Below are 20,063 nucleotides of genomic sequence, written 5' to 3'. Positions count from 1 at the left end.
AATACTCAATTTTTATCGCGAAAATGATTAACTATGGGATAGCGACGATCGCGTCCGAAACTCTTGTAACTGATTTTTACACCGAGTGCAGATTGTCGTCTTTTATATTCGGCACCATAAAGAAGCTGTTCAACTTTCTCAACAGTTTCCCGTGAATACCCACGTTTAATAATATCACAAATACTCATGTCATTTTCTACAAGAGATTGCAAGATATCATCTAGAATAGGATAAGGCGGTAGAGAATCTTCATCTTTTTGATTTTCCCGCAGCTCTGCAGAAGGCGCTTTTTCTATAATATTGGATGGAATGACAATCCCTTCTGGTCCTCTCAAATTGTGCAAGTGATTTTTATTGCGCCACTCAGCTAATGCATAAACCTGCATTTTATAAATATCTTTAAGAGGATTAAACCCGCCATTCATATCACCATACAGTGTCGCATATCCCACAGCCATTTCCGACTTATTGCCTGTCGTTACCACCAATGAACCGAATTTATTTGAAAGAGCCATTAAAAGTGTACCGCGTATACGACTTTGAAGATTTTCTTCTGTTATATCAGGGGGTAACCCTAGAAAAACTGGCGCCATTGTCTTTAAAAAAGCTTCAACAGGTTGCTCAATCGCTATTATTTCATAATGACATCCTAGAAGTTGTGCACATTCTTTAGCATCTTTTAACGATTCTTGTGAAGTATAGTGATAAGGCATCATAATGGTGCGAACTCTCTCAGAGCCAAGAGCATCCACCGCCATTGCCGCACACAGGGCTGAATCAATTCCTCCTGAAAGACCAAGAATAACATCCTTAAAGCGATTTTTATTAACGTAATCTCTCAAACCTAAAACACAAGCTTGATAATCGGCCGCTAATCCATTGAGAAGACTTTCATTAGGACCTGAAATACAGTGCCATCCCGTCGTTATTTTTTGCCAATGGCTTAAAGCAATATGGCTATCAAAGTGCTTCATTTGAAATATCTTTTTTCCTTCTCCATTCAAGGCAAAAGACCCACCATCAAAAACGAGCTCATCTTGACCTCCAACTTGATTAGCATAAATAATTGGTACCCTAGATCGTAGAGCTTGCGTATGAACAACATCTATACGTTTTAAGGTTTTATTACGATAGTAGGGAGATCCGTTAAGGACAAGAATAATTTCCGCTCCTTTATTACCAAGCTCCGCACAAAGTGAAGAATCATTCCAAATATCTTCACAAATCACTATTCCTAGTCCTACCCCACGATAGATAAGAGGCTCAGGTCGTGGGCCTGAAGAAAATAAACGCTTTTCATCAAATTCAGCATAATTAGGTAAATCAAACTTCAAACTTTCGGCAATGACTCGCCCTTCATCAAGAAGCATGACACCGTTGTAAATATTGCCATTGCGTCTTAATGGAAGACCAATGACAATTCCTGGTCCGCCTACGGTTATCTTTGCTAATTTCTTAACAGTCTCTTCACATGTTTTTGTAAAAGCAGGTTTTAGAACAAGATCTTCCGGCGGATAAGCGCTTATAAAAAGTTCCGTGAATAAAACAAGATCAGCCCCCTCTTCTTTGGCCTTTTGATGTGCCATGACAGCTAAAGAAAAATTCCCCTCAATATCACCAACAATAGGATTTAATTGGGCAATTGATACCCGAAAATCATTTTTCATAAGCCTTTGTATCATTTCATCAGTTTAGCAACCACAACTTTACTCTTCATCATCAGGAAATATCACTTTTTAAAAATTCTCTTCTGCCATAATGACCTAAAAGTATATTAGGAAAAATTTTCCTACCCACCAGCAGCAACTCCTAACGAATCAGTCACACGATTTTTTTTAAGGAGTTCAGCAACAAGAAAAGCCAATTCTAACGCTTGATCTGCATTTAACCGTGGATCACATTGCGTATGATAACGATCAGATAAATCGTCTACAGAAATAGCATGCGCCCCTCCTGTACATTCAGTAACATCACGACCTGTCATCTCAATATGGATACCTCCTGGATAAGTTCCCTCTCCACGATGTACTGCAAAAAAATTCTCTACTTCTTTTAAAACATAATCAAAGGGACGCGTCTTATAACCATTGGCAGTAATCGTATTGCCATGCATTGGATCACATGACCATATAACCGCACGCTTCTCACGTTCAACGGCACGGATGAGTTTAGGCAGATAACTTTCAACTTTATCATACCCAAAACGCGTAATGAGAGTAAGCCGCCCCAGCTCGTTTTCTGGATTTAAAATATCAATTAATTTTAAAAGCTCATCAGACTCAATGGAAGGACCACATTTTAATCCTATAGGATTTTTAACGCCGCGACAATATTCAACGTGAGCATGGTCAATCTGACGTGTACGGTCACCAATCCATAACATATGACCGGATGTTGCATACCAATTTCCTGAAGTTGAATCAATCCGAGTCAAAGCCTCTTCATAACCAAGCAAAAGTGCTTCATGACTGGTATAAAAAGATGTTTCACGCAATGAAGAATGTGTTTTGGATGTAATCCCTATAGAACGCATAAAATCAATTGCTTCAGAAATACGCTCTGCCAATAATTCATAACGTTCCCCCTGCGGACTGTTAGAAACAAAACTCAACATCCATGTGTGTACATTTTCTAAATTAGCATAGCCACCTTGTGAAAAAGCACGCAATAGATTAAGTGTTGCCGCAGATTGGCGGTAAGCCATAGACATCCGTTGCGGATCTGGAATACGAGAATCGGCTTCAAACTCAATGCCATTAATAATATCCCCCCGATAAGCAGGAAATTCAACTCCCTCTTTGCTTTCGATATCAGAAGAGCGGGGCTTTGCAAATTGACCAGCAATACGACCAATTTTAACAACCGGTTTAGAACTACCAAAGGTTAAAACAATTGCCATTTGCAAAAATACACGAAAAAAATCACGGATATTATCAGCTTCATGTTCTGCAAAGCTTTCGGCACAATCACCACCTTGCAATAAAAAAGCTTGTCCTTTTGCAACAGCTGCTAATTCATTTTTTAAATCACGTGCTTCACCGGCAAAAACTAAAGGAGGATAACTTCTCAGTTTTCGTTCAACATCTTCTAACATAGACTTATCCGGATAAGTCGGAACTTGTTTAATTGGCCTTGTTCTCCAAGAGTCAGGTGCCCATTCTTTTATCATTACACTCTCTCTAAAGATTAATCTTACAGATTGGCATATCAAAAGCTTTTTACCGCAATATATGCTGTTTAACTTTCTATTTTCTTCCCATTTTCATATATATAACTTGGTTTATACATCGTTACCAATTCTTCTGCCATCGTTGGATGCACTGCCATCGTTTCATCAAAGATATCCTTCGTCAGCTTTCCTTTGAGAGCTATCCCAATAAGCTGTGCCATCTCACCAGCGTTTTCCCCTAAAATATGAGCGCCCACAACAATACGGCTTTCACCATCAACAATGAGTTTCATAAGCATTTTCTCTGAACTATCAGAAAAAACATTACGCATAGGACGAAAAACTGTACGATAAATTTCAAGACGCTTATAACGACGTACCGCATCTTCTTCTGAAAGACCAACTGTTCCAATCTCTGGCTGAGAAAAAACTGCCGTCGTAATTAAATCATAATCAGGTGTCGTGGGAATATTCTCAAACGCAGTCTTCACGAAACACATTGCATCATGAATCGCAACAGGTGTTAATTGAATATGACCTGTTACATCACCAACAGCCCAAATATGGGGTATATTCGTTGTCATTCTTTCATCAACAACAACTGCACCAAATTCATCCACTTGAACACCTGCCCGCTCAAGTCTTAAACCCGTTGTATTTGGTACACGCCCCGTAGCCAACATAATCTGATCGGCACTAATCGTTTGCCCATTTGATAAAATAACTTCATAACAATTTTCTGCAGCCTGCACTTTAGAAATTGTTGCGCCATAGAGAATAGAAATCCCTTTTTCAGTCATTTCATCGCTGAGCAATTGCCGCAAATCATGATCAAAACCACGAAGGATTAAATCACCACGATGGAGCAGCGTTGTTTTTACACCTAATTCATGAAAAATATTAGCAAATTCAACACCAATATACCCTCCACCAACAATGACTATTGATTTTGGGAGTTGATCAAGGTCAAAAATCTCATTAGAAGTGAGGCAAAATCCACCGCCTTCTATGGAAGTATTTGGTGCAACTTTTGCCCCTGTTGCAATCAAAATTTTTTCTGCACTTACCCGCTCACCCGTGGCAGAAAGCTCTAATGTGTGATCATCTACAAAAGTAGCACGACTTTCATAAATATGCACATTGTTATTCTCTAATCCCTTACGATACAGCCCTTCTAACCTTGATATTTCTTTATTTTTAGCTGCAACCAACTTTTCCCAACTAAAAATTGGATCCGCATATTTCCACCCAAAACCAATACTTTTCTTAAATTCTTTTACATATTGTGATGCATAAACATAAAGTTTTTTCGGAACACAGCCACGAATAACACAAGTGCCCCCTATCCGATATTCCTCTGCTATAGCAACACGCTTACCGAGTCCTCCAGCAAGCCGTGCTGCACGCACTCCACCAGAACCACTTCCAATAACAAATAAATCAAAGTCAAAAGAGCCCACGAATTATTCCTTCTTATGTATCTGCAAGAATAGGCTAAGATCATTTATTATCAAATGAAAGTCTTTTTTCTTTTGAAGAAGCATTTTTTATAAAGCCGTATTCTAAAAAGACCTACTCTCATTAAAATATTAAAAACGGCGGGAAAACCGCCGCTATTTAAAAAATCAGAAATTGTCCAGTGGTTGTCATGATATCAATCAAGCTATTTTTTATTTTCTGAAGATTCTGATTTTATAGGCATATTTGTAGGCATAGTAGAATTATTCAAATTAAGTATTTCAGACATCTCTTTTTTCACATTTTCTACAAGATCCCGCATAAGCGCAGAACGCCATACATCAAATGCTGAATAAGAATCACGTGCGATATTGGGAACTTCTGTCAAAAACTTTTTACCGGTATCAGAACTGTAGAATGCTGTTATTGCATCAAGCTCTTTTTGAGTAAAATATTTTGCATATACATGAGCAATCTCTTTTTCTAGATCAGAGCGCCTTTTAATTAAAGCAAGCGCCTGCTTATCAACAATATCAGAAATAGCCTCTGCCAAATTTGGATCATCCCTCATCAGTGCAGTTTTAAGATCATCTACCGCATTTGGTAAAAAACTATCAAACTGATCCGTTGCGTGAATGGCACTTATAGCCTTTCTAGCTGAAGCTAAATGTTGATCGCTCACACCTTGTGCATAAGCCATTCCAATATTCACAATAAAAACTGCAACTACACCTAAATATACGACAAAACGCTGAAAAGAAAATATTGTTTTCATTTAATGATTACCCCGATAATTAATTATAATTCAAATGCGTTATTTATTCAAAATTTCAATACTCTTTGATTTATTGTATTGTGCTAACATATCGTCATGAAACTGTCTTCTCTAAAAATCAAAAGATTCTAAAATTTTTGTTTGACCATCAGCCATAGCTACAATTGCACGTGAAGCCAATCCCAAAAAAAGGCCATGCTCAACAACACCAGGAATGGCAAGAAGTGCATCCGATAATGGTTTTGGTTGCAAAATGCAGCCCCAAAATGCATCAAGAATAAAATGGCCACCATCTGTTTCAAAAGGATTTTTTCCATTCATTCGCAATGCAATTTCTCCAGAAAGCCCTAAATCCTCAGCGACTTTTTCGATGGCTCTGCATGTTGTATGGATACCAAATGGATTAACTTCAATTGGTAGTGCAAAAGCACCAAGTCGTTTTACCACCTTTGTTTCATCAGCAATGACAAGCATTGCACGAGATGCCGATGCTACAATTTTTTCATACAACAATGCTCCCCCTCCACCTTTAATGAGCATCATCTCAGGACCAATTTCATCTGCTCCGTCAATATCAAGATCCAGTTCAGGTATTTGTTCTAAAGTGCTAACAGGCACTCCAAACTTACGACAGAGTTGTTCAGAATATCGTGAAGTAGCAACACCAGTCACTCGCAAACCATCCGCAACACGCCCACCAAGAAGACGAATAAATTCATTGACTGTCGAACCAGATCCAATACCAAGCCGCATATCATCTTCAATAAATTCAAGCGCTTTAATAGCTGCCATTTTTTTTAACTGCTGAACATCCATGAATGACTTTGCCTTTTATCCGTATAAGCAGCATTTATCACCCCTATTACCACCGATAATAATGATAATAAAAGATAACCTCTTGACGCAATCTATTTAAATTTACCATCATCTTTTGCTTGAAGAGATGTTACTCGTTATAGAAATATATGATAAGAATAAAATAGAATAATCAACAATTATCTTTTTTATTTCTTTGAGAAAATTTGTTAGCATTTTTCTCATTCAATAAGAATTTTTGATTTATCTTGTGCTATCAATAGGATGCACATATCAATTTTTTTGAAAAATTTAAAATGATCAGATATAAAAATCATCTATTTCTAGAAAACTGTAGATTATTATCTCTTTTCAATAACTTTGATAAACTTACTAATTTAAATACCGCAAAATTTTATCAGAAGAGTCTTCTATTATTTTTTGTTTTGTCATTATCCAAATGTGAAGCAAAATATGATAGATTATATTTTTTATGAATGCTGTCTGTGCATATTCCATGGTCTATGAAACCCTAGCGAAGACCAAATAATATCTCCACCTTTGGTCATCATAACGCTTCCTCGTGATAACAATTGTTGAGGCGTAAATATTATTTTTGCCTTCTTATAACATGTTGGATTACGCATTACAAATGTATGAATGAGAATATCTGCCTCTACACATTGATCTATTTCTCTCTGTAAAACAACCACTTTTAATCCATTCTCTAATAATGACGTACATACATGATAATCACAAATAAATTGTCCGTGCAACGAAGGACCATATTTTGTTGGTTTAATCGTTTCATTCACACGAAATGACTTTTTCCATATGGATGTCGTGAACTTAGAAATATGGTAACGATCAATATATAATTTTTTATCATGGATAACGCCCACGAGACGCATATTATCTGCTATAATCAGTTGTACAGGTGAATGCATTACGCAAATAGAAATACCAGCCAAAATAAACAAACTAAAAAAGAGCCGGATGAGTGTTTTGCAAAAAGTCAGTCCAACCAAGCCTATACTCAATAAAACCAACGCAGATAACGGCATAAAACCAGGATTCAAACCAGGAGAAATAGCCTTGATAACATGCGCAATCTTTATCACAAGATCAACACCAAACCCCATAATTTGAAGGGGGAGCCATTCGAATCCTCCTAACATTGCGAGGACTGCAATTAATCCAAAAGGAATGACGAAAATTGAAATGACAGGCAAAGCAAAAGCATTACTGATAATGCTCAAAGATGCCGTATTAGAAAAATGATACGCAGCATAAATTCCACTTGCACTCCCTGCAACAAGGGAAGAAGCACATGTTGAAAGCATCGATAAGAAAGCAAAATTTATCACTCCTCCTCCAACATAAGAGGGTGTTGTTTTTCTTTTACGAAAAAATGATCTTCCACTCCACCAATCAAAAAAAGCGATCAAAGCAGCAGTCGCAGAAAAGGACATTTGAAAGCTAGGACCTAATATTTCATGGGGTGTCATCGCCAGAGTTATCAACCCTGCAATAGAAAAATTACGCATTGTTATAGCAGAGCGATTACACAATATAGCAACCAACATAACAGCAATCATCACAAAACTTCTTTGCGCTGATATTGCTAAGCCCGACAATAACAAATAAAAAGCTGTTATCATAAACGCAACGATAGCAGCAAATTTTTTACTGGAATAATAGGAAGAAAAAACTGGAAAAAATGCTAAAAAACTACGGATACTCAAAAGAACTATGCCGCTTAACAACGCCATATGTAAACCGGATATTGATAAAATATGGGCTAATCCAGCCGTACGTAATGCTTCATTTGTCTCATTTGAAATGCCAGCACGCTGCCCTGTTATAAGAGCAGCAGCAACACTCCCCTTTTCTCCTTCAAGGGCTATACGGATTCTTTGTGTCATCTTCGTGCGTAAATTTTCAATTTTCTGTAGAATGATAGCGAATATTCCATCAGGCTGCGAAACCGATATTTTTCTTGGTTTTCCTAAATAAACGCCTTGTGCCCCAATTCTTTTAAAATAATTATGAAAACTAAAGTCGTAGCCTCCTGGACGCACTGGCCCAGAAAATGCACGAATCTTAACTTTCCCATATAGTCCATCACCAATTGCTAAGCCAGATGGCAAATATCTTGCCGATAAACGAATACGATGAAGACTATGGCATAATATGGGCTTTTCTGTACTCAAAACATCCAAAACTAAACGAAATCCCCCTTTGGTGCCTAACTCAATAGAAACAATTCTTCCCGTCAATGTGGTGACGATGTCACTGCTTAACATGGGTGTTGCAATACGCCACGTTTCTATTTTTGCCGCCAAAACACCCAATATAATACAAAACAAAAATCCCACGGGAATCCATATTTTTCGATAAAAACGTGCAACATAGAATATTCCCAGAAAAATACTGACCAACGCCCCCAATTGTCCCCAACTTGGCTCCCACTCTAAATGAAAATAAAAAATGATTCCTAGAGCAAAAAAGATTAAAATCAGCGAAAAAAGGATACCAAAAGAAACTTCTTTATTGATACAATCTTCTAGCCATTTGCGAAAACGAATGATTACTTCTTTTGAGAGTGTCAATAAAAAAAGTTTTTGTTGGTTATAACTGCCGTTCTTTGCATCATCATATCTAGAAAAAATACTCTGCCCTATTTGACATGGCTTTTTTCTTTCTGTAACAGATTTTTCGGATAAACCCTCTTTAACTTTACTTTGATAAAACATCCGCCCCCCACTTTAACTCGCAATATGGCTATTGCACACCCCATCACCTATGCTAACATGATTTTTCTATAAAGTTCTATAAGTAATATCTCAGTTTAAAGGAAAATATTTCGTGTCTGTTATTACTCGTTTTGCCCCTTCACCCACTGGCTTCCTTCATATTGGTGGCGCTCGTACTGCTCTTTTTAATTGGCTTTATGCAAAACATACCGGTGGAAAAATGCTTTTACGAATTGAAGATACAGACCGAGAGCGCTCAACAGAAGCAGCTGTAAAAGCTATTATAGATGGCTTACACTGGATGGGGCTTAGTTATGATGGCACCCCTATTTCGCAATTTGAACGTGCTGAACGTCACCGACAAATCGCCGAACAGTTGGTCAAAGACGGCAAAGCATATTATTGTTATGCTTCACCTGAGGAGTTAGCTGAAATGCGTGAAAAAGCCCGTGCAGAAGGGCGCCCACCACGTTATGATGGACGTTGGCGGGACCGTGATCGTTCTGAAGCTCCTAAAGGTGTTAAGCCTGTTATTCGCATCAAAGCCCCTGAAGAAGGAGAAACGATTGTACATGATCGTGTTCAAGGTGATGTTCGTTTTCCTAATAAAGATCTCGATGACTTTATTATTTTGCGTTCTGATGGTTCGCCTACTTATATGCATGCTGTTGTCGTTGATGATCATGATATGGGCATCACACATATTATACGTGGGGATGATCATCTTACCAATGCTGCCCGACAAATGATCATCTTTAAGGCAATGGGATGGGATATTCCTGTTATGGCACACATTCCTCTTATCCATGGTGAAAACGGTGCAAAATTATCAAAGCGGCATGGTGCACTCGGTGTTGATGCCTACCGAACAATGGGATATCTTCCTGCTGCTTTGCGCAATTACCTTGTCCGTTTAGGTTGGAGTCATGGTGATGACGAACTGATGTCGCTTAAAGATATGATTTCTTGGTTTGACATTGAGGATATTAACAAAGGTGCTGCTCGTTTTGATCTCAAAAAGCTCGATTCCATCAACGGACATTATATGCGCATGAGTAATGATCAAGAACTTTTTGATGCCGCTCTTAATATTCTACCAGAAACCGATAGGGGAGCACAAATTATTGAAAGACTTGATGAAAAACGCCGTGTTCAATTTTTAAAAGCAATCCCACATTTGAAAGAACGTTCAAAAACACTGTGCGAACTGATTGACAATGCCTCCTTCATTTTTACGCAACGACCTTTACAACTTGATGAAAAAGCACAAATGCTCTTAGATAAAAATGGACGAACCATTTTAAATGATCTTTATCTTGCCCTGAAAGCTTGCCCCTCTTGGGATACAAAAAACCTAGATGAAACACTTCGCTCTTGTGTACAAACACAGAATCTCAAATTTGGATCTATTGCCCAACCACTTCGCGCAGCTCTTACAGGATCTGCAACATCACCAGGTGTTTTGGATGTTCTTATTTTATTAGGACGCGATGAATCCCTTCATCGCATCAAGGACCAACTTATCACAACAATATGCTCATAATGTGTACTGAGTATATTTCCTCAAATAGGGATCTATACAGATATCTCAACGCGCCCTAGAAGAGTTTTTTATGTTATATCATTGAAATACATTTTTTATTGAGTAATAATGATCAATAAGGAAATATTTTTAGATTGCATGTACTCACTTTTAGAGGCAATCTACCATTAAATATAAGTAAGAAAAGCTTCAGTTATACATCCCCCACTCTGATGAAGCAGAGTCTTAATTTTTAGCAGTGAAGGATCTGAAAGGAATACCGAATGTCTGAGAATAACGCATATATTATTGTGAATGATAAAAAAGTAGAGCTTCCCTTGCGTAAAGGCACGAGTGGACCTGAAGTCATTGAAATTGCTTCTCTCTACAAAAAAGCCGATATTTTTACTTATGATCCTGGTTTTACTTCAACAGCTTCTTGTGAATCAAAAATTACTTATATCGACGGTGATAAAGGCATATTGCTTTATCGTGGTTATCCTATTGATCAATTAGCTGAAAAAGGAGACTTTCTCGAAAGTTGTTATCTTTTACTTTATGGTGAACTCCCAACACAGCAAGAAAAAAATGAATTTGATCGATGTATTATGCAGCATACCATGGTACACGAACAGTTTGCACGCTTCTTCCATGGCTTCCGCCGTGATTCTCATCCTATGGCCGTCATGGTTGCCTGCCTTGGCGCTATGTCTGCGTTCTATCACGACTCTATTGATATTACAGATCCTCACCAGAGAATGATTGCTTCTGTTCGTCTTATCTCAAAAGTTCCAACGCTTGCTGCTATGGCCTATAAATACAGTATCGGACAAGCATTTGTTTATCCACGTAATGATCTTAGTTATGCTGCAAATTTCCTCCGTATGTGCTTTGCTGTTCCTTGTGAAGAATATAAAACAAACCCTGTGCTTGCTCGGGCGATGGATCAAATCTTTATCCTTCATGCAGATCATGAACAAAATGCTTCTACATCTACGGTACGTCTTGCTGGATCCTCGGGTGCTAATCCGTTTGCCTGTATTGCAGCAGGTGTTGCATGCCTTTGGGGACCAGCACATGGTGGTGCCAATGAAGCATGTTTAAAAATGCTACAAGAAATAGGTTCTATTGAAAGAATTCCTGAATTTATTGCACGTGCAAAAGATAAAAATGATCCTTTCCGCCTTATGGGCTTTGGGCACCGTGTCTATAAAAATTATGACCCACGTGCAAAAATCATGCAAAAAACCTGTCATGAAGTTTTAAAAGAACTCAACATTCAAGATGACCCGCTTCTTGATATTGCAATAGAACTTGAAAAAATTGCCTTAAGTGATGAATATTTTATTGAGAAAAAGCTTTATCCCAATGTTGATTTCTATTCCGGCATTACATTAAAAGCTCTAGGTTTTCCAACTGAAATGTTTACTGTTCTTTTTGCATTGGCGCGCAGTGTCGGGTGGGTAGCACAATGGAAAGAAATGATTGAGGACCCTGCACAAAAAATTGGTCGTCCTCGACAACTCTACACAGGCCATGCTATGCGTGACTATGTTCCTATAGATGAACGTGCAAATTAAAAAAAGAAATCAATAAAGCTTCAGTTTACTGAAGCTTTATTGAGAATAATCCAAAAATATCCTTTAAGAATTTTTATAAAACGTGATTTTAAAACTCTTTCTACAGAGGTAACATCATCATAAAAATTTACTAAAAAATTCTAAGTTTTAAATTGAGAATACTCTTCTGCAAATTAGCCAAACATTTAGCAAAAAGAAATTGAAAATTTTACCTTATAATTCCCATTATCTTTAATGGAAGTGTATTCCCTGTCATTCCCTCATGTTTAAAAACCTTATTACATATTAAAATCTAGCAATGTCAGAATTTTACTTTCTATCTTCTCCAGATAAAATTGCAAAAGGCTTACATTAAGTGCTTCTTTAAAATGCCAAAAAATTCTTATCCCTTTTCAAGTAGATTAGAATAAAAATACTTTACATTTTATCCTGTTCAGAGCTGAAATTTTCTTTGTATTTAAGTTAATAGTTTTCCTTTTAAATATAACTTATTGATTTTTAAATAAAATTATTAAAAATCATCATATAATCAACAAGAGGTGTACTTCTTTCCTATATTTTTTATCCCCATACTTAATAAGAATAAATCATTTTTTTTGATAATGATATCCAGCATAATGATAGCAAAATGAACCCAGATAAATTTTTTACATTGCTCCAAAAGAGCTTACAGATTATAAAAATGCATGATGGTTTCATATTTGCCAGCTTATCTAATAGGAGAACATAATGAAATTATTAGCAGGAGCTCTTATAATAAGCGCAACACTGTTTACCCTATCGGCCAATTCTCAAACGCTGAAAATTGCAAGCGATGCCTCTTATCCGCCATTTAGTTATATTGACTCAAATAACGAACTTCAAGGGTTTGATATTGATATATCTTATGCGCTTTGTAAAAAAATGAATGTTGAATGTACTATTGTCACACAAGACTTCGAGGGGATGATTCCTGGTCTTCTTGCCAAAAAATACGATGCTATCGTTTCTTCCCTTTCTCCTACAAAAGAGCGCTTACAAAAAATTGATTTTACAGATCCTTACTACAATACTGTACTCGCTGTTATCGTTACCAAAAATTCGGGAATTAAAGAAATCTCAACACAAAACTTTAGAGGTAAAAATCTTGGAGTACAATCGAATACAACACAAGCTGCATATGCGGAAGATCATTATGCCTCTGAAAGAGTGAATATCAAACTTTATCCTACAGCAATAGAAGCTAATCGTGATCTTTTAAGCCATCGGCTTGATATCATTATCTTTGATAAATTAAAAGCATTAAATTGGCTTGAAAATGAAGGAAAAGATTGCTGTATCCTCCTAGGAACTCTAGAAGAAACAAAATTTCCTGTTGCAATTGCACTCCGTCAAAATAATAACGATCTTAAAAACAGTTTTAATAAAGCAATAGAAGAAATCCGCGCCGATGGAACCTATGAAAAAATTATGAAAAAATATTTTACTTTCAGTATCGATTAGATATCACTATGAATTAAAATTCAGTTTTTATATTTAAGGAGTATTTTTTAACTCTTTATTGGACATGCAAAGATAATTGGAAATTCGGCAGTTTTATAAGAAAATTTACATTTATCAAAATAGTTTTTAATTGTTCCTCGATATCTAAACATTTTATAGAATATAATGACAACAATAAGGTTGTATTTTTATCGTATCAAAATCTAATTTTTTCTTTATGTTCAAATTGAATAGCCTTACTTTCAAGAAAAATCCTTAGTTTTTACTCATGAAATGATTCAAATCTATCATTTCGTGAAAATTAACCTATCATACAAGCAATAAGATATTTATTCTTTTTTTATCAATAAAAAAGATAATTTTTTTGATAATAATGTCCAACATAATGATCTAAAATAAACATCAATAAATTTTTGAATTGCTCCCAAAAAGCTTACAGATTATAAAAACATAGTGATTTCATATTTGCCCGCTTATCCAATAGGAGAACATCATGAAACTATTAGCAGGAGCTCTTATAATAAGCGCCGCACTATTCACCCAATTGGCTGATGCGAAAACATTAAAAATTGCGAGTGAAGGCACCTACCCTCCCTTTAGTTATATTGACTCAAATAATAAATTGCAGGGACTTGATATTGATATATCTTATGCACTTTGTAAAAAAATGAATGTTGAGTGTACTGTTGTCACACAAGACTTCGAGGGAATGATTCCTGGACTTATTGCAAAAAAATATGATGCTATCATTGCCTCCCTCTCTCTTACACAAGAGCGCTTACAAAAAATTGACTTCACAGATCCTTACTACGATACAGCACTGGCTGTTATTGTTACCAAAGCTTCGGGAATTAAAGAAATCTCAACACAAGACTTTAGAGGTAAAAATCTTGGTGTACAATCAAATACAACACAAGCTTTCTATGCAGAAGATCATTATGCTTCTGAAGAGGTGAAAATTAAACTCTACCCTTCCACAATAGAAGTGAATCGTGACCTTTTAAATCATCGACTTGATGTGATTATTGTTGATAAATTACAAGCATTAAATTGGCTTAAAAATGAAGGAAAAGATTGCTGTCTCCTCCTAGGAACTCTAGAAGAAACAAAATTTCCTGTTGCAATTGCACTGCGTCAAAATAATAATGATCTTAAAAATAAGTTCAATAAGGCGCTAAAAGAAATCCGTTTAGATGGAACTTATGAGAAAATTATGAGAAAATATTTTACAAGTGATATCTATTAAATATCAATATGATGTTTAAATAAAACCCGCTAGTTATTTCTAAAAAATATTATCTAACTCTTTCATGAGGAACACAAGAATGATTGAAGATTTAGCATTGCTATCATTTAGCAATGGTGGATGGGGAGCGGTTATACTTTCTAGTGCAGGAATGACATTGTCATTGGCATTATGTTGTGGACTTCTAGGACTTCCTCTAGGTCTTCTAAATGCAGTGATGATTCGATCCAATATTAAGATGGCCAAAGCGATGGCACGCCTCTTTTCAACGGTATTTCGTGGACTACCAGAGCTTTTAACTTTGTTTTTAGTTTACTACGGGTTACAAAGCCTTATTCAAAATGTCTTGGACTATTTTAATTTTGAAATCATGTTCAGTATCAATGCTTTTGTTGCTGGTGTTCTTGCGCTTAGTATGGTTCTTGCAGCTTTTTCTTGTGAAGTTTGGCTTGGAGCATTTAATATTTTTGATAAAGGCCAATATGAAGCGGCTAAAGCTTTAGGCCTTTCACGGTCAACCACATTTTTTCGTATTGTCTTCCCTCAGCTCATCCGAAATGCCTTGCCAGGACTTTCTAATAATTGGCTTACTTTACTGAAAGATACATCCCTTGTTTCAACCATCGCACTTGTTGACCTCATGCGACAAACGAACTTAGCTGTCGCTGCTACCAATAAACCCATGCTATTTTATCTTGTAGCATGCTTACTCTATTTGTTATTTTCAGCGGTTTTTACTGCAATCTTACGCCATTTGGAAACATACACTCAAATAGGCGATAAAAAGGTGCTACGTCAATGATTCCTGAGTGGCTTTATTTCCTTTTCAATCCTGATCTTTTAAGCCATTATGGACCAAAATTTATTAATGGCTTTATTGTTACTGTTGAGCTTGTTTCTATTTCTTGTTCTCTTGGTTTTTTTCTTGGTATGCTTATCGCTTTTGCACGTTTATCAAAAAATACATTTTTACAGTATTGTGCAAATGCTTATGTCTATTTTTTCCGTGGCTCTCCTTTATTAGTTCAACTCTTCCTTTTTTATTATGGACTTGGTTCAATGAATGACTTCTGGCAGCAGGTTGGTTTGTGGTGGTTTTTTAAAAACGCGTGGTATTGTTGTCTTTTTATTTTTACTCTCAATTCTGCTGCCTATCAATCTGAGATCTTTAAAGGAAGTTTTCTATCCGTAACAACTGGGCAACGTGAAGCATCAAAAGCTTTAGGTCTAAGCAACTCTGTCACATTTTTTAGAGTTATTCTTCCACAAGCAATGATTGTAGCATTACGCCCCCTAGGAAATGAGTTGACTTTAATGATTAAATCCAGTGCTCTTGCCTCACTTATTACTGTTTATGATTTAATGGGGGTTGCTAAACTCACTTATTCACGGACTTTCGATTTTCAAGTTTACGTTTGGGCTGCTCTTATCTATCTCTTTATCGTTGAACTCATTCATCGTTTTATTGTTTTTATCGAACAGCGCCTCACTCGATATTTACGGTAAATAAAATGATCATAAAAAACTTTACAAACAAAAATGTTGAATTAATCAAGTTATTCATCAATGAAAGAATAAAATAAGATGAATTTGAAAAATAATAAATCGATCTCTCCCTGTAAAAACCCTGTGATCTCTATTCGAAATCTAAATAAATGGTATGGAAACTTTCAGGTCCTACATGATATCAACTTTAATGTTCAAGCTGGTGAACATATCGTTATTTGTGGACCATCGGGATCAGGAAAATCAACGTTAATCCGTTGTATTAATCAATTAGAACAAGCACAAAAGGGTTCAATCTGTATCCATAATGTTGATATCCATACCGCTCCTATACAACAGCAAAAAAATGTTCTTCGTAAGATAGGAATGGTCTTTCAGAACTTTAATTTATTTCCCCACATGAGCGTTATACAAAATTGTATTTTAGCACCTATGACAGTTCAAGGACTTTCCAAACAACAAGCACAAGAACGGGCAATTCGCTACTTAACGCATGTTGGTATTGAAAAACACTGTGAAAAATATCCTTTACAACTTTCTGGTGGGCAACAGCAACGTGTTGCAATTGCCCGTGCACTTTGTATGGAACCTGAAGTCATGCTTTTTGATGAACCAACCTCTGCTCTTGATCCAGAAAGTGTGGGAGAAGTTTTAGACGTGATGGCTCGATTGGCCGATACAGGGATCGCAATGCTTTGTGTTACCCATGAAATGGGCTTCGCACGTAAAGTCTCAGAAAGAATACTCTTTCTAGAAAATGGAAAAATTGTTGAAGATACAGCCTCTGAAGAATTTTTTACTAATCCTAAAAGCCAACGTGCTTGTAATTTTCTTGCTAAAATTAAATATTAATCATTAACATATTGCTTTATTTATACAATTTTATTCCTGCTTTTTAAAAGAGTGATAATTATTTGTGCGCCAACAACCCCCGATGGTACTTCAGTTTTCATTTTCTGTTCTACCATCTCAAAGGCATCGAGTTGTGCCTGTCGTATTAAAGGATTAAACAAAAGTTGTTCTACTTGTCTTGCTAACATACCAGGGCGTAAAAATTCATCAAAATATTCCGGTACAATAGGCTTATCAGAAATAATATTGGGAAGAGCTGCACTCCATAAAATTATTTTAGGGAAAATAAAGAATTTAGAAAAACGATCAAGTTTATAGCAAAGGACTGTTGGAATTTTAGCTAATGCTAATTCAAGTGAAACCGTTCCAGATGCTGCAAGTGCAACATCTGCTTGTGCAAAAGCACGCCATTTTGCATCTTCACCAACTACAATTTCCACTTTGCTTTTCCAGCCTTGTACAAAATCACGAATTTTATCCGCTAAACGTGGTAATGTTGGTAAAATAATACGTAAATGAGGAATACGTTGTACAAGAATCTCTACTGTTTCTCGAAAAATAGGCATTAAAGAACGAATTTCTAAATTGCGTGATCCTGGCAAAATAACTAATGTAGGCGATAATGTTTGTGTATCGCTCAAATTTCTTTGTTCTAATTGGCATTTTTTTTCTGACTGAACTATCAAAAGGGGAGGATATGTCAAAAGACGATGTCCAACATAAGTCGTGGGAGGACCACCCAAATCTTGCATAATCTTTTCTTCAAAAGGAAAAACCGCTAAAACATGGTCAACAAACTTGCGCATAGCTTTAGCACGCTCTGGACGCCATGCCCAAACGGTTGGTGCAACATATTTAATGATAGGAATAGAAGGCGCTAAAACGCGCACCTTTTTTGCAACACGATGCGTGAAATCAGGACTATCAATAATAATGAGGCAATCAGGTTGTTCTTGTGCAATAAATTTGGATAAATTGCGAATATGTAGCAACAATAATGGTAGTTTTTTCAACACCTCCTTTAAACCTATTAAAGCAATATCATGGGAATCAAAAAAGCTTTTTAAACCTAATGCCTTTAAATGCCTCCCCCCAACACCAATCAAATGAATATTGCATCCTGTTTGTTGTGATAAACAAGAAATTAAATCGGACGCAAGTAAATCACCAGATTCCTCCCCTGAAACCACAGCAATCTTTAAGAAACAATTATTCATGAGCAAACTTTTCAAATGTCTCTATAAATAGAGAATATTTATTGGCTTTTTCTATTGTTGTTTTCACCGATAATATTAGACTTCTATTTGCCTCCACTGCAACACCAGATAAACCACTTTTTGCAATATTCATTATTGTCGCGGGCCCAATTGATGGTAAATCAACGCGATTATCCTGTTGTGGTTTTGCACATTTTACAAGAACGCCACCTTTAAGGGGAATTTGCCCTCTTTCTCGCATTTCACAAACACGCCATAACATATTATCAGTTCCCTCAGCGCCCTCCAGTGCAACCACCCTTCCTTGGACAACAACAACGGCTTGCCCGATATCTAATTGACCTAAAAGCTTTGCTGCTTCTGCTGCTAAAAAAATATCTTTTTTCTCTTTTTGCGTAGCACGCCGCACTGTTAAATCAAACTCCATAGGAGCTAAAAGATCTGCGACTATCTCGTGAGCACCAACAACACGAAAACCATACGTTTCAATAAGCCGTATAAAAGCTTTTAATAACGCATCATCCCCTCTCTTCAAAGCTCCGATTAACTTAGGAAGAGCTAAAAATGTTGTCCAGTCCAGTCGCAATTGTTTAAGAAGTGGGCGCTTTTTCACACCACCTGCCAAAACAACATTATAAACTCTAGCCTCTTTTAAGATTTTAATGAGTCGCGCTAACTCTACAATTGATAGCTCGCAATGCTCATAGCGAGAAAGAACAGAATCTGCCTCACCACGCAAAAGCACAAGAAAAGGATTCTCTCCATTCTTCTCAAGAGCCTGCGCAACAGTAATCGGCAGAACACCATTTCCTGCTATAATAGCAGTACGGCCGGAAAGAAAACCTCTGGCTCCCCAAATAGGCATTTTTAATCCTTATATTCTTTTATTCTATCACCTTCAAATTTTGGTGTACAATAAAAACGTTTTCCTTCTTCCTTAATAAAATTAACTATATCAAGAACAGCCTGAGAAAAAGAATAGAAAGAAGCAACATCACTGACACGCTCTTTAAATGGTTTGCTATGATCAAAAAGCATGGCAACCGCATGACGGAGTGCATGAATATCTTGACGCTCAAGTCCTGCACGCTTCATGCCAATAATATTGAGGCCAGCAAGTTTTGCCTGTACCCCAACAGCTGTTCCATAGGGAATGAGATCACCAACCAATGCCGATACACCACCAATAAATGCATGATGCCCAACACGAACAAATTGATGCACAGCAGCACCCCCACCAATAATCACATAATCACCAATAATAACATGACCAGCTATCATCGCATTATTTGCGAATGTTACATGATTCCCTACATGACAATCATGAGCGATATGCGCATAACAAAAAAATTGGCAATTATCACCAACAACTGTCATTCCTACACTCGAATCGGAACCCCTATGCATTGTTACGCCTTCACGAATCGTACAGTTTTTACCAATCGAAAGAGTCGTAGCCTCTCCCTTATGTTTATTATTTTGCGGATCTCCCCCCAAAACTGCATGAGAAAATACTTTACTCTTGGCTCCTAACGTTGTCTTCCCCATTATCACAACATGACTCATCAAACTGCATCCATCACCAATAACAGCATCTGAACTAATATGACAAAACGGTCCAACTTGTACATTCTCACCAAGCTGCGCTCCCTTCTCCACAAGAGCAGTTGGATGGATTTTTGTACCGGACATTTTTAAATTCCCA

Annotated in this window: 16 protein-coding genes; 7 read left to right on the top strand and 9 right to left on the bottom strand. The window is 36.8% G+C overall.

What is annotated here, in order from left to right:
- Positions 1–5 precede the first annotated feature (5 nt).
- From ACFIKD_RS05310 to ACFIKD_RS05285, 6 genes are all read right to left on the bottom strand, one after another.
- On the bottom strand, positions 6–1,667 hold the full coding sequence (locus tag ACFIKD_RS05310) for an NAD+ synthase (protein ID WP_375647405.1): 1,662 nt from the start codon (positions 1,665–1,667) through the stop codon (positions 6–8).
- A 122-nt stretch (positions 1,668–1,789) separates the two neighbouring features.
- Positions 1,790–3,169, bottom strand: coding sequence for a class II 3-deoxy-7-phosphoheptulonate synthase (locus tag ACFIKD_RS05305; RefSeq protein ID WP_375636296.1), 1,380 nt, complete (start codon positions 3,167–3,169; stop codon positions 1,790–1,792).
- 68 nt (positions 3,170–3,237) lie between these two features.
- Complete coding sequence (gene gor, locus ACFIKD_RS05300) at positions 3,238–4,629, bottom strand: glutathione-disulfide reductase (RefSeq protein WP_375647404.1); 1,392 nt, start codon at positions 4,627–4,629, stop codon at positions 3,238–3,240.
- Positions 4,630–4,832: 203 nt separating this feature from the next.
- Positions 4,833–5,402: a DUF2059 domain-containing protein gene (locus tag ACFIKD_RS05295; RefSeq protein ID WP_375647403.1), complete on the bottom strand. Its 570-nt coding sequence runs from the start codon at positions 5,400–5,402 to the stop codon at positions 4,833–4,835.
- A 111-nt stretch (positions 5,403–5,513) separates the two neighbouring features.
- A complete protein-coding gene (rpiA, locus tag ACFIKD_RS05290) occupies positions 5,514–6,218 on the bottom strand; it encodes a ribose-5-phosphate isomerase RpiA (RefSeq protein ID WP_375636290.1) in 705 nt (234 codons plus the stop codon).
- A gap of 470 nt (positions 6,219–6,688) precedes the next feature.
- On the bottom strand, positions 6,689–8,953 hold the full coding sequence (locus tag ACFIKD_RS05285) for a ComEC/Rec2 family competence protein (RefSeq protein WP_375647401.1): 2,265 nt from the start codon (positions 8,951–8,953) through the stop codon (positions 6,689–6,691).
- 112 nt (positions 8,954–9,065) lie between these two features.
- Between ACFIKD_RS05285 and gltX the strand changes: the two genes are divergently transcribed.
- The 7 genes from gltX to ACFIKD_RS05250 all read left to right on the top strand — a co-directional run bounded on the left by gltX (position 9,066) and on the right by ACFIKD_RS05250 (position 17,141).
- Positions 9,066–10,496 (top strand): glutamate--tRNA ligase, encoded by a 1,431-nt coding sequence (gene gltX, locus ACFIKD_RS05280; RefSeq protein ID WP_375636287.1) that lies wholly within the window; start codon positions 9,066–9,068, stop codon positions 10,494–10,496.
- A gap of 263 nt (positions 10,497–10,759) precedes the next feature.
- Positions 10,760–12,055, top strand: a complete 1,296-nt coding sequence (gltA, locus tag ACFIKD_RS05275; RefSeq protein WP_375636285.1) for a citrate synthase — start codon at positions 10,760–10,762, stop codon at positions 12,053–12,055.
- A gap of 729 nt (positions 12,056–12,784) precedes the next feature.
- Positions 12,785–13,537, top strand: coding sequence for a transporter substrate-binding domain-containing protein (locus ACFIKD_RS05270; RefSeq protein WP_375647400.1), 753 nt, complete (start codon positions 12,785–12,787; stop codon positions 13,535–13,537).
- A 493-nt stretch (positions 13,538–14,030) separates the two neighbouring features.
- On the top strand, positions 14,031–14,783 hold the full coding sequence (locus tag ACFIKD_RS05265; RefSeq protein ID WP_012755056.1) for a transporter substrate-binding domain-containing protein: 753 nt from the start codon (positions 14,031–14,033) through the stop codon (positions 14,781–14,783).
- Between the two features lie 79 nt (positions 14,784–14,862).
- The gene (locus ACFIKD_RS05260) at positions 14,863–15,585 is read left to right on the top strand and encodes an ABC transporter permease (RefSeq protein ID WP_375647399.1); all 723 of its coding nucleotides are present in this window, start codon (positions 14,863–14,865) and stop codon (positions 15,583–15,585) included.
- Positions 15,582–16,289: an ABC transporter permease gene (locus ACFIKD_RS05255; RefSeq protein WP_375636281.1), complete on the top strand. Its 708-nt coding sequence runs from the start codon at positions 15,582–15,584 to the stop codon at positions 16,287–16,289. Before ACFIKD_RS05260 ends, ACFIKD_RS05255 begins: the two co-directional genes overlap by 4 nt.
- Before the next feature lie 78 nt (positions 16,290–16,367).
- A complete protein-coding gene (locus tag ACFIKD_RS05250) occupies positions 16,368–17,141 on the top strand; it encodes an amino acid ABC transporter ATP-binding protein (RefSeq protein ID WP_375636280.1) in 774 nt (257 codons plus the stop codon).
- 20 nt (positions 17,142–17,161) lie between these two features.
- Here the strand turns inward: ACFIKD_RS05250 and lpxB are convergent, their stop codons facing one another.
- From lpxB to lpxA, 3 genes are read right to left on the bottom strand one after another with little or no spacing between them, the layout of a single operon-like run.
- On the bottom strand, positions 17,162–18,358 hold the full coding sequence (gene lpxB, locus ACFIKD_RS05245) for a lipid-A-disaccharide synthase (protein ID WP_375647397.1): 1,197 nt from the start codon (positions 18,356–18,358) through the stop codon (positions 17,162–17,164).
- Positions 18,351–19,223, bottom strand: coding sequence for an LpxI family protein (locus tag ACFIKD_RS05240; protein WP_375647395.1), 873 nt, complete (start codon positions 19,221–19,223; stop codon positions 18,351–18,353). The genes lpxB and ACFIKD_RS05240 overlap by 8 nt, the downstream gene beginning before the upstream one ends.
- A 2-nt stretch (positions 19,224–19,225) precedes the next feature.
- Positions 19,226–20,050 (bottom strand): acyl-ACP--UDP-N-acetylglucosamine O-acyltransferase, encoded by an 825-nt coding sequence (lpxA, locus tag ACFIKD_RS05235; RefSeq protein WP_375647394.1) that lies wholly within the window; start codon positions 20,048–20,050, stop codon positions 19,226–19,228.
- Positions 20,051–20,063 lie beyond the last annotated feature (13 nt).

Origin of the sequence: Bartonella sp. CR84HXZ (genome assembly GCF_042194535.1) — a bacterium.
Taxonomy (GTDB): Bacteria; Pseudomonadota; Alphaproteobacteria; order Rhizobiales; family Rhizobiaceae; genus Bartonella; species Bartonella grahamii.
Note: the sequence above shows the minus strand (reverse complement) of the source record. Positions and strands in the feature narration are given on the sequence as shown.